Origin of the sequence: Nostoc linckia z4, from assembly GCF_002608075.1 — a bacterium.
GTDB classification, from domain to species: domain Bacteria; phylum Cyanobacteriota; class Cyanobacteriia; order Cyanobacteriales; family Nostocaceae; genus Nostoc; species Nostoc linckia.
Window position 1 is genome coordinate 1 of sequence record NZ_LAHA01000114.1, and the last position, 10,982, is coordinate 10,982.

General features: G+C 45.1%; 15 protein-coding genes. 9 read left to right on the top strand and 6 right to left on the bottom strand.

Annotated features, from left to right (window positions below; all coding sequences use genetic code 11):
* Positions 1-156 precede the first annotated feature (156 nt).
* From VF06_RS38150 to VF06_RS38175, 6 genes are all read left to right on the top strand, one after another.
* Entirely contained in the window at positions 157-630 is a 474-nt protein-coding gene (locus tag VF06_RS38150; RefSeq protein WP_099072582.1) for a GIY-YIG nuclease family protein, read from the top strand.
* Positions 627-1,109 carry a ribbon-helix-helix domain-containing protein gene (locus tag VF06_RS40015; RefSeq protein WP_143861889.1) on the top strand — a complete coding sequence of 161 codons (483 nt, stop codon included), beginning with the start codon at positions 627-629 and terminating at the stop codon, positions 1,107-1,109. The genes VF06_RS38150 and VF06_RS40015 overlap by 4 nt, the downstream gene beginning before the upstream one ends.
* On the top strand, positions 1,106-1,354 hold the full coding sequence (locus VF06_RS38160) for a hypothetical protein (protein WP_099072583.1): 249 nt from the start codon (positions 1,106-1,108) through the stop codon (positions 1,352-1,354). The genes VF06_RS40015 and VF06_RS38160 overlap by 4 nt, the downstream gene beginning before the upstream one ends.
* Positions 1,355-1,918: 564 nt before the next feature.
* Positions 1,919-2,347 carry a DUF6788 family protein gene (locus tag VF06_RS38165; protein WP_099072584.1) on the top strand — a complete coding sequence of 143 codons (429 nt, stop codon included), beginning with the start codon at positions 1,919-1,921 and terminating at the stop codon, positions 2,345-2,347.
* A 179-nt stretch (positions 2,348-2,526) separates the two neighbouring features.
* Positions 2,527-2,805 carry a hypothetical protein gene (locus VF06_RS38170; RefSeq protein ID WP_099072585.1) on the top strand — a complete coding sequence of 93 codons (279 nt, stop codon included), beginning with the start codon at positions 2,527-2,529 and terminating at the stop codon, positions 2,803-2,805.
* A gap of 78 nt (positions 2,806-2,883) precedes the next feature.
* Positions 2,884-3,081 carry a hypothetical protein gene (locus tag VF06_RS38175; protein WP_099072586.1) on the top strand — a complete coding sequence of 66 codons (198 nt, stop codon included), beginning with the start codon at positions 2,884-2,886 and terminating at the stop codon, positions 3,079-3,081.
* Between the two features lie 314 nt (positions 3,082-3,395).
* Here the strand turns inward: VF06_RS38175 and VF06_RS38180 are convergent, their stop codons facing one another.
* Positions 3,396-3,779 (bottom strand): hypothetical protein, encoded by a 384-nt coding sequence (locus VF06_RS38180; RefSeq protein WP_099072587.1) that lies wholly within the window; start codon positions 3,777-3,779, stop codon positions 3,396-3,398.
* A gap of 264 nt (positions 3,780-4,043) precedes the next feature.
* Between VF06_RS38180 and VF06_RS38185 the strand changes: the two genes are divergently transcribed.
* A complete protein-coding gene (locus VF06_RS38185; protein WP_244918252.1) occupies positions 4,044-4,631 on the top strand; it encodes a tyrosine-type recombinase/integrase in 588 nt (195 codons plus the stop codon).
* 1 nt (position 4,632) lies between these two features.
* The gene (locus VF06_RS38190) at positions 4,633-4,992 is read left to right on the top strand and encodes a hypothetical protein (protein WP_099072589.1); all 360 of its coding nucleotides are present in this window, start codon (positions 4,633-4,635) and stop codon (positions 4,990-4,992) included.
* A 691-nt stretch (positions 4,993-5,683) separates the two neighbouring features.
* On the opposite strand, the gene VF06_RS38195 is transcribed toward VF06_RS38190, so the two are convergent.
* From VF06_RS38195 to VF06_RS38215, 5 genes are all read right to left on the bottom strand, one after another.
* A complete protein-coding gene (locus VF06_RS38195; RefSeq protein WP_143861890.1) occupies positions 5,684-5,884 on the bottom strand; it encodes a hypothetical protein in 201 nt (66 codons plus the stop codon).
* A 290-nt stretch (positions 5,885-6,174) separates the two neighbouring features.
* Positions 6,175-8,718: a DUF3854 domain-containing protein gene (locus VF06_RS38200; RefSeq protein WP_099072591.1), complete on the bottom strand. Its 2,544-nt coding sequence runs from the start codon at positions 8,716-8,718 to the stop codon at positions 6,175-6,177.
* A gap of 43 nt (positions 8,719-8,761) precedes the next feature.
* On the bottom strand, positions 8,762-8,959 hold the full coding sequence (locus VF06_RS38205; protein WP_099072592.1) for a hypothetical protein: 198 nt from the start codon (positions 8,957-8,959) through the stop codon (positions 8,762-8,764).
* Positions 8,960-9,434: 475 nt separating this feature from the next.
* The gene (locus tag VF06_RS38210; RefSeq protein ID WP_099072580.1) at positions 9,435-10,133 is read right to left on the bottom strand and encodes a hypothetical protein; all 699 of its coding nucleotides are present in this window, start codon (positions 10,131-10,133) and stop codon (positions 9,435-9,437) included.
* Positions 10,134-10,210: 77 nt separating this feature from the next.
* Positions 10,211-10,528 (bottom strand): hypothetical protein, encoded by a 318-nt coding sequence (locus VF06_RS38215; protein WP_099072581.1) that lies wholly within the window; start codon positions 10,526-10,528, stop codon positions 10,211-10,213.
* A 199-nt stretch (positions 10,529-10,727) separates the two neighbouring features.
* On the opposite strand from VF06_RS38215, the gene VF06_RS41845 reads away from it, so the two are divergent.
* Positions 10,728-10,895 (top strand): hypothetical protein, encoded by a 168-nt coding sequence (locus VF06_RS41845; RefSeq protein ID WP_180267650.1) that lies wholly within the window; start codon positions 10,728-10,730, stop codon positions 10,893-10,895.
* Positions 10,896-10,982: the final 87 nt, after the last annotated feature.

Consider the following 10,982-nt stretch of genomic DNA (forward strand, 5'->3'; position numbering starts at 1 on the left):
AGAAGAAAAAACGGTAGTCCTGCAAACGGACATAAAAGAGTCCCTTAGAACTCGCTTAAAACTTCAAGCTGTTCGCTTGGGTACAACTATGAGTCTGTTAACTGAACAAATTTTGGATGAAGCACTCAAAAAGTTAGAACAGCAGGAAGTTCGGAAATGAGCATTCAAGTTGTTAATCCTTTGACCCTGCCATCGCTATCACTCCAGGAGCGCCGCAGTTTGCCAGAGTGCGCGGCGGTCTACTTTGTTCTGAACAGCAGTGATGAGATTCTGTACATTGGGGGAACTGTAAACTTATCTCAAAGATGGTTTACTCACCACCGATGGCATCAGCTGATAAGCATGGGTGATGACATCCGCATCGCTTGGCTAGAGTGCAGCGAACCAGCTTTGGTTTTGGAAATTGAGGCAGCGTTGATTGAACACTTTCAGCCAACTCTGAATCGCGCCCGTATTCCTGACAATAGACGTATCACAGCCTTTTTACCTCCCGACAAAGCTGAGTTCCTGGAGGAATGGGCAAAAAGAGAACATAGGGCTGTAGGCAATCTTGCTGCCGCTATACTTCTCAATGTTATAGATGCAAAGCAACTGGAAGAAGCTAGTAACACAAAGGATTCAGCAGCATGACCATTGAAGCTGTTAACCCCTTAACCCTGCCATCGCTGTCACTCCAAGAGCGCCGCAGTTTGCCAGAGTGCGCGGCGGTCTACTTTGTACTAAACAGCAGCAGTGAAATCCTTTACATTGGTAGAGCAAACAACTTGGCTCAAAGATGGCTTGCTCATCACCGATGGACTCAGCTAACAGCGATGGGCGATGGCATTCGCATTGCTTGGCTAGAGTGCAGTGATCCAGTTTTGTTACCCATAATTGAAATAGCTCTGATTAGGCACTTTCAGCCAATTCTTAACAATAGTCCTATTCCCAATGTTGAAAACGGGAAAGGACGAATAGCCGTAACTTTAGAACCTGAAATTTATCAGCGGATCGTTGAACGTGCAGCCAAAGAAGGAAGATCATTAGCTAATCTTGCAGCTTTTCTTCTCAGTGGCACTGTTAAAGAGCAGATGGAACAGGAAGCCACCAAAGACAAAGATGCAGCATGAGCGAAGCAACCCCAGACCGCCTAGACCGCATCGAGCGCATCCTTGAAACGCTGACCACCAATCAACTGTCCCTCCAAGAAACAGTTCGCCAAAACACCGAAGAAATCCACAGCCTCACAGATATCCTCATGCACTCCATCCAAAACGCCGAAACTGACCGCGAGGTATTTCAGGCTGAAATTCGCCGCATCTGGGAATATCTGCTAGGGCAACAGCGCAATGGCAATGGCAGCAGTGGCAGTTGAATAGCATCAGGTATCTGGAATCATTGAACCAGATTTGACCCAAAAAAGCGATCGCACTTCTTCGGGACAGATGATCGTTTAACCATCAGCTGTGGGTAGTGAGTGGGAGCGATGCGGCGCTACGTCTTACTTGCTCAACCAGTTACCTAAGCCCTATGTAACTATTCCTGTGTAACTACAATATGTAACTAATAGGTAACTGTCAATAGTCACTCAATATATAGGGTATTGCAGCAGCAATGAGGGGTTATAGTCCGACCATACAAGGACTATAACCCCATTAAAGTAGAACTAAGACCCTAGTATAGTGCTGTTATAGTCCAGGTATAGAGGGGTTACACAAGGACAATACACCACTTATGCACCACCAATAGCCAGACTATTGAGAGACTGCTCCCCAACAACTGAAAAAAGCATAAAATTGGGGGTGAAAATCCCTGAAACTCTCTGTGACAATTGATTTTAGCGATTAGAAAATAATTTTCTACCTGACTAATACCAGAAATTTTTATGTAACTAGTCTGGTTACATATACAATGGTTACATGGACATTATGTAACTAAGATGACTAATAAAATCTGCTCGGTGGTGCAGGGAATATTAGAGTCAGATTCGGGGTCAAGCATCGACCTCGAATCACCGCAATGGCTCGAATGGCTAGAAACTCAAAAATCTTTTCGCTACTGTCCTGTGGGCGATGACTCCCCGTTCACCGCCAGGAGAGAGGGCGAATACTGGTATGGTTACAGAAAGCAGCAAGGTAAGTTACATAAGCGATATATTGGCAAGGCTTCTGAGTTGACCTCTGCCAAGCTGGAGGAAATAGCCAGCTTATTGAATGTCCCAACTGAATCACGTCCCAAGTCTGTAACTGTAAATAATTCAGTTACAGACAAATCATCTGTAACTAGAGCCGATGTCGATCATCTCTGGCAAGCGCTCTCCCAACTGCGCCAGGAGGTTGCTAATCTGGGAAAATTGAAAGCCCGGTAGACGGCAACACTAGCGCTACCGGGCAAGAAAGCAACGAAGATTCAACTTTAGCTAATAGCGAGGTTATCAGCCAGTTACAAAGCCAAATCACAGAGTTACAGAAAGAAAACGAGAAGTTACACAAACGAATTAAAAACCAGGACGAGCAACTCCAAAAAGCTGATGAATTGAACCAAGAAATGTTGGAACTAAGACCCAAACACTGGCTCACAACAGAGGAATTGCGAATTAAGAACGAGCAATTGCAGCAAGCTGAAACTGCAATTCAACGACTCAAACAGGAGAATCTTGAGTTACAGAAGGAAGTAGGTAACTCTCTTGCACCAGACTATTCAGCAATCCGCGATCGCGTTTTGACCAAGTTAAAAATAGGTAGGCAGTCAACAGCCGGAAAGGCAATCGATACATTTATCCGGCAACTTCAAAAACCGTCGGCTGTGAATTCACCCCAAGGGTGAAGAAGTTGTTCGCTAATACTTTGCTCAAAAACATGGACGGGTTAGGAACTTTAGAACTGTAGTTTTTCATTTAAAACAATGAATAAGCAAACCCATCCTAGAATCGCTAGTATCGTTGCCAGCACAATTAGAAATCCCTACTTGACCCCAGAAGCATCTATCGCGGGTTCCTATTTGGAAGGCGCAAAACGTCGTTATGCACAACTAAAAGTGAAGCCAATTGGCTTGGATTTTTACTTGGAAGGCAGAAAACCACGTTATGCACGACTTAGATAAAGGCAATTAATTGGCTTTACTCCGTTGCAGTGCGTTGAAAATTGCACTGTGACTGCGTTGCAATTTTCAACGCAGTTACAGCGCGATCGCTAACTCTCCCGATTGGGCCTTAACCCTTAATCGAGTTGTCGTTGACTAAAACGCGATGGCGTACCCGCCCGCCGTAGGCATCGCTGACTTCCAATACCCAACTTCCAACTTCCACCAGCTAGTTAATGAAGTTGTAAGTTGAAGCCGGAAGTCACTGCAACTTGCAACGCACTCCACCAGCCGCCGCCGATTGCGTACAAAATCGAAGGGCGATCGTCGGCGTTTTATTTGCTGGAGTCGCTTGATTCTTCTTGCAGGCTTTTGTGCAGTGCAAGATAAACTTCCATGCAACGCGCTGGTTTACGCTCGAAGCCGCTTTCTGCCATTTGAACAAAAGAATTCAAGGTATCGATATTTGTAGACCACTCGTAACCCGCTGCTTTTCCTTTTTTGGCAATTGTGTAGATCATGCCAGCCAAATCACCGTCATTCTCAATGCAGAGTTTTTCTAGCTTTTGAAACTGCTGCCTGTAAACATCAATCTCCGCTGGTTGTTTTCTCCCATCCTTTAATGCCAAGGCTTTTGGATAATCGGTTGTTCCTGAAGCCTTTGTAGAAGAATTTTGTTGCGTTCGCGCCTGGACAGAACAACTACTAACTAGCAGCATCACTAGCAGACTTGCAAAAAGTTTTTTTCATGGGGAGATTTGCTTGCACCTGTATTCATGATGCCCAGATTTGTAATCTTTTACACAGGAATGCAGATAGAGTCCCCGCATATAAGAACAAATTATTCAAAAAGCCTCAAAGCCTGATTCTCTCGTGGCTTCAGTGTGTTAGCAATTGATAAGTTTGGTTGAACCGCCGCCAGACTTGGGCATGAGATAACGAAAAATGAAGCTTTTACCCCTGCAATCTACAAAACCTGCATTATGTTACTTATTCTAGATTGCATCTCTACTCTTTCCATGAAAGTCGCCGGGAACGGACAAGCCAAAATCCTCACCTCTTTAGAAGTGAGAGCCTTACTCAAAGATGGGTTTACCTCAAATCGCGATCGCGCTTTGTTTGGCATCTGCTTGTACACAGCTTGCAGAATCAGCGAAGCCTTACATTTACATACCTCGGATGTGAAACTGCAAACCATCGTCTTTAGAAAAGGTAATACTAAGGGCAAACTCGACACCAGAGAAGTTATCGTCACCCCGCCCCTGGAAGCCATACTTGCCGATTACCGCCCCAAAACCGGATGGTACTTTCCCGGCAAGCGCGGCATCCGCGAAACCCTGGGACGCCATGCCGCCGACCGAATTCTCAAAGCAGCTTGTCAGCGTATAGGGGTAGAAGGAGTCAGTACCCACAGTTTCCGCCGCACTGCACTGACGATGATGAGCGGCGCTGGCGTCCCGTTGCGTACCATCCAAAAAATTAGCGGGCATCACGACCTCGGTGTGTTGCAAAAGTACTTGGAAGTGTCGCCAGAACAACTCCTGAATGCCGTGCTTACTCTTCAGTTTTGATATGAGACGCAAGTGGTTATCTTTGGCTCTCAACAACATTCCCTCAAGCTCTGGGGTTTATGGTTTTAAAGTGGGTAAACGCTGGCTTTACATTGGCAAAGCCGACAACCTCAAACGGCGACTAACACAAAGGCATATCCCACTGCAAATTGCCTTAGAATGCTTTCCTCGTGCCAATTTATACTATATTTTGTCAGAAACTCCCCTACGACTGGAAAAGCAACTGCACGAGCAGCTCAAGCCTGAGTGGAATGGAAGAACAGCAATACGTGGTGGTAAGTTCCCATCGTGTGAAATTCCGTATGACATTAAAATGACACCTGAAGAACGACACAAAGCACTTTCTGTAATTGGGTTTTAACTCACCAAAATGTTGATTAGTACCCATAGGGTACTAACAAAGGACAGTGCATCGTTCTAGACTTTCGGAAACTTTGAAAGTTTCCTTGCGTTCTGAAATGCGATCGCGTTTCCCACTGCTTGGATCTCTTAAGGTTTCCCCGATGCGAAACGTAAATGAAAATACGGGATGCTAACACGTCCCGTACTTTGGAAACGTTATACCTTTCCCTATCCCCTGGAAGCATCCAAGAACATCACGACAATTTCCAAACCCTATAGGGGTTCTCAAGTATCGGGAACTGTTTGGGATGATTTTTAATTCACGCTAATATTTTTTCGGCAAGTTAACTTGTGACTGGTTTAATATTTGCAAAAATTGCAGTGCCAGCAATGGAGTTAGTCTCTTCGACATTAACCCCAAAGAAACCAAGTTCACCGTTCGTCACCCAGAAAAACCCATCAAAAAACACCCGAAGGGTTTAACCTTTCCGCTGAAAAAAAGTGTACGAACAAATTCGCTAGAAACCTAATAGGTCTGGCCAAAATCGTCTACGGATTTTAACGGCAGTTTAGCCGCGGCCTCATAGCTTCTTGGCAATGGTAAATTCTTACTCAGTTCGTGGCGATTAGTATACTTGTCCCCAGAACATTTTTCTGACAGGTTAACCCATCAGAATAACGTTTTCTACTTCTGACCATCAGCCGCGCACTCACGCCGCCCCTAGCCTTTGGTGCAGCAAGTTATTACTGCGTTGCATCCTGACGCAGACTGTACAGCACTCCTCACCAAAATCAAACTTTTGCAACGGTAGAGCGTGGCTGGCACGAATCTTGCGGCCGCACAATGTAAACCAAGTTTGCTGACCGGGCTTTTCAGCGTCCATTAGGTGCAGTGCCTTGTTTTGGCTCATTCGCCTTCCTAGTACAGTCATACTAAACACACTCCCGTTTTAGATAAGTGTATAAACTTTGACAAACTCGCTGCAAGCATTTGCAAAAATTTAATGGACAACATATGTTATCCGCCTGCGAATTTTGACGAAAATTTACCGGACTACATTAGGTTATCCGCTTGCAAGTTTTGACAACAATTTACTGGACTACTTAACTTCTCCGGCTGCAAGTTTTGAGTTGCATACGGTCAAAACTGCTAGAAAGGTTAAGCCTTTCCGAAAATTGGTATGTGTGACTAACACATTAGCTAAGGGTTCTCGCTCTTAGGTGGTTTCAGGCTTCCCCGCTTCACATATCTCATCTGACCGCCAGGAAATTGAATTTGTACCTTTGCGCCCCTGTTCTCCCAACCGACTATCTCCACCATTTCACCACAGTAATCAGCTTTACGCCCTACACCAATAATCAACTCGCTCGTTGCTGGTGACGGTGCTGGTGACGGACTCGCTGACAGTTGAAAACCCTTGGTATTTAAGGATGGTGACGGAGGTGAAGGCCGAAAGCCAACACCATTTAAATTATTCAAATTTTTGGGATTAGTAATTTCTGAAATCTCCATCTGAGTAGAGATAAAGTCGTCACCTTCGTCACCTTCCTTATCTAGCAAGGGTTCCAGGTCGTCAACGAGTTCGTCACCTAGCCCGTCACCAAACGACAATTTTTGTAAAAGTGCGTAGTCGTGGGTCGGAATGTGATCATCAATTCCAGCGACTCTAAGGCGCAACCCTTTAACGAATTTCCCTGTTTTGGTGACTTTGCGCTCGACATCCCAGCCTAAAACAGACTTGCATAACTCCAGCAAATCGGGTGAAAAGTTATTGTGAGCCTTGGGGCTGTTACCAGTGTTTTGGCAGTAGCGGTTATAGGAGCCAAACAAGGTAACGACCTGTTCGCCGTTCGCTCCCTCATGGCGATTTGCGCCGATGGCTGTTTGGGCTGATTGGTCGTAAATTACGTGGCTGTTGATCCAAGCTGCGATTGAATCAACCCGCATCCTGTTTTCCCAAAATTCCAAAGTACATTCGGGAATTGTGCGACCTAAGAGCGTGTTGGCGACTTGTTCATCTGGGATGCTCAGAACATAGTTGGTAAACGCTGACAGTTCCGGCTCGAATTGCGTTTCTAAGTCGAGTTGCACCACTGCTACAGAGTTATTGCATGGCACAGTAATCACCCGCCGCTTTACTCGGTTGGCACTGCCACCAGCAAAAATCGGCTCATTCGACAGTACCAACACCATACCGTCATAGCGGTAAAGGAAAGCTTTCTTACCTTTCTCCTCAGCCCGGATGTCATCTTCACCAACCAGGCTCAAGAATTTACCCAGCTTCCCTGTTTGCTTGTCCTCATCTGGGAACAACACCAGGCGCTTTTTATAGGCGTTCGCCCCTTCAAACCTGTTACCCAGCCAGTCTTCTAGAGTTGTGGAGTGAACATTCTGCTTGCCAATCAGCGAAACCAGTAACCGGGCAAAGGTTCCTTTACCAGTTCCGCCCAAGCCAATGAGGTGTAAAAACTTTTGGAGGTCGTGCCGTCCTTTAATAACCGCGTTGCAGTAGCAAATTAGCAAATTTTTGATTGCTTCGTTGCCAGCTGCAAGATGATCCAAAAAATTATTAATTGTTGGCCAGTCACCAGCTTGGGGTTTGTGTTCCCTTGGTAGATGCCAAGTGAAGCGATAGCCGGGTGAGTGTGGGTGTAGTTGACCTGTGGCGATATCTAACACGCCGTTGATAAATGGCAGCATTTCCTTTGGCGATCGCTCATCCCACTTGTAAACCAACAAGCGGCAACGCATTATTTTGACAACGTTGGTAATGTAAGCGTAGCTGTTAAAACCAACAATATTTCTACTTTCTAGGATGATTTCGATGATTGATTCAACATATTCAACGGTTTGCGGCGTCCATACGCCTTTATACTCAGCCTCATACAACATCCAGCATCCTGTCTCATTGTTATAGGCGAGTTTATCGCGGTATTCTTCTGCGATTTCTCTGGCTATCCTGTCGGCGGGTGGGTTCTTTTCAGTGTTGTCATCCGGTGATTTTTTAAATTGCTTCTCCCACTGCTTCACCGTTTCGGCATTAGCTAAAGCCTCATGAAATGCGTCATCGCCATTGGCAACTATAAAATCGTCCATTCCTTTATGCTCCTTTGTCCACGTTGCAATCAACACCTCACACCCTTTGGCTGCTAGGAGCTTGGCAAATTTGATGATGGCTTGACGGCACGAGGGCTTATCTCGGTAATCGCTATCAAAAGCAATGATGTGTTTCGTCCCCGGCTGTGCCCATCGCTCAACCTCTGGCGCTAACTTGCCATCTTTCCCCCAGTTCCACACCCCAGTTAAGGCAATTGTCGCTAGCATCAGCGTCAAGCCCGCCGCCGCTTTTTTCACTCCCTCCGTCCACACCCGCACAATGCTTTCATCGGCGTAAACCTTTGCCCAATAATCCTTGTCCGGCATTCTCAAAAAAATCGCATCCGGTTCCATGCCGCTAGCGGTCATGTACTTGGCTGGTTTTTTATTCGGGTCGATGACATGTTCAACATCTGGCTTGGCTTGCCCGTAAAACATTCCCATCGGCTGACCGTTACGCCAATTCACTCCCCGACACCACCAACCCGGTGTTTGAATTGGGTACTTGGGTTTAACCCTAGCGTTGAGTTCGTCGGCTGTCAGTGACTCGATGTTGAGCGCTGCTATTTCTTCACTGACTCCACTACGTTCTGTCCACTCTGCTAAATGGTGCGCTGCTACTGGAAGCGTGATATTATTATTTTTCATATTTGAGCGATAGCTGCATGTGATGATGACTACTCAAAACTGGTTACTCCAGTGCTGTAGCGATCGCTCTAACTTTCTTAAAGTTTGATCTCCCCCTTGTTATCCCACCCCAGAACTTGATAGCCTGAATGCACATTTGTTTTGTGGTCTTGTTTTGTTGTTCTGGTGCGGCTTTTACAGGACGGTTGACCTCTGGATAATGGTGGGGGAAATCGACTTTAAGAAAGTTAGCAACTTTCAACTACAAGACCTTTTCTTCAGTTTTGTTGTCTAAGAATTTTGCATTTATAAAAATGCAGAATTCCGCGAAAATTGCTTTATCCAAGCATACATCTGAACCCTCTACCCATCAATCAAATACATCCCATATAAGATTTACAAGGTTTTGCACGTGCCAAATCCTATTAGGAAATTCGAGTTATCCCCATCTTGAATTGGGTGTACAAAATCAAATTTTCCTCTACCAAAACGCTTTAATGCCGTCTGATACGGCAATAGAAACATTCTTTGTATTGACGTGTGACGGCTCAATACAAAAATACTACATTGGATGTTACGTTGGCTGTAAATCAAACTCTGAGATGGTTTCTTTTGTTGAGTAGTTTTCAGACTGTGAATATCCTACAACCCTTACTGGGTAAATGTCTTGGTGATTGTGTTTTGCACAGCATATTCGTTTTTTGTAACAATCTCGTTACATCGTTTTTTGCACTTTTCTATGGTTTATAGCTTGACAATTTCACATCCTTTTCTGTAAAGAGAATTTCATCATTGGGTAAGAGGTAGTAACGCTGGTAGCTGCTATTCCGCTCGATAGTCCTTTGATGCTTCCGCATCTGTCTAATAAAAGGTATTAATTGATTCTTGTAAAACCTGGTGTCTTGTCTGGCGATCTCCTGTGCTTCAAACAGCAATAACGTTGTGGGACAATTAATTGTGGGGTATTCTCTAGCCTTAAAAGATAGACTCTGCAATTGTGAGTAAACCTCGGTAACTCCCTTTAATGTCTGTTTTTTGCCTTTTAATGCAGGTTTTCCCAGTACACCCGATGTTCTTAGGTCAATCTCACTCGCTGAAACACATACCCGAAACCACAATGAAGCCGGCGATCGCAATTGCAAAATTTCTTCGTTAAGTGTGTTGTTGTAAACCTCAGTAGCCAGATGAAAGTAAGTCGCTAACTGTTTGGCAGTCAATTTTAAATCCTGGAACAAATACCAATTCTCGTCTTTGGGCAACCATTCACCTAAAAGTATGTTTTTTAACCAGTATGATGCCCCCATGTACTTTACCCTTTTGGCTCTAAAAATCTCTTCTTCGCCTTTAGAGTCAAAAAGCACTGGAGGAGTGTAAGGCAGATGCCCCACTAACCGAACGTAGTCACTTAATGTGAAAAGATTTGATGGGTGTATCATGTTTTAATTTGGTGTCAACTCAAACAAATTCATAGCGTATAATCCAGGGGCAAGCACCCCTGGGTTAACTTTTGCGGTTAACAAGCTTCTAGGTCAAACTCTGGTATGTCTGCCCAGTAGGTATCACTCTCTAGCAATTGATTGGGCGGAAACCAGACGTGATACACCCAACCAACTTCAATTCGCCACCCCTCCGGCTGCCACCACAAGCCCTTAACTGTGCCTGTTTCTTCCACCAGTTCGGGGAAGCCTTCTAGGTCATGCCAGGTTTTAACTCGCTGACCGATGCGAAATTGGGGAATGGGTAATGGGGAATAGTCATCAGTCCTTTTTGGTGTGACAGCAGCAACTAGCACCACTGGCAAACTAGCCAGCAGCTCGCGACGCGATATCATTTCTATTGCCTCCTAATCGTGGGCTAAACGGTTAACGATTGGGTCGTAGTCGTCCTAGTAGCGGTCTCGACCCCGCTCTAGGGCGCATTTAGGCTAGCAGTAATATTTGTATTGCTAGCATTGTTAGCAATATAGCATGGTAGTATGACTAGCAATGTTGTTTAAGCGATAATTGTTTTAAGTGCTGCTAATGCTGGTAATGTCACAAGAAGAAAAAACGGTAGTCCTGCAAACGGACATAAAAGAGTCCCTTAGAACTCGCTTAAAACTTCAAGCTGTTCGCTTGGGTACAACTATGAGTCTGTTAACTGAACAAATTTTGGATGAAGCACTCAAAAAGTTAGAACAGCAGGAAGTTCGGAAATGAGCATTCAAGTTGTTAATCCTTTGACCCTGCCATCGCTATCACTCCAGGAGCGCCGCAGTTTGCCAGAGTGCGCGGCGGTCTACTTTG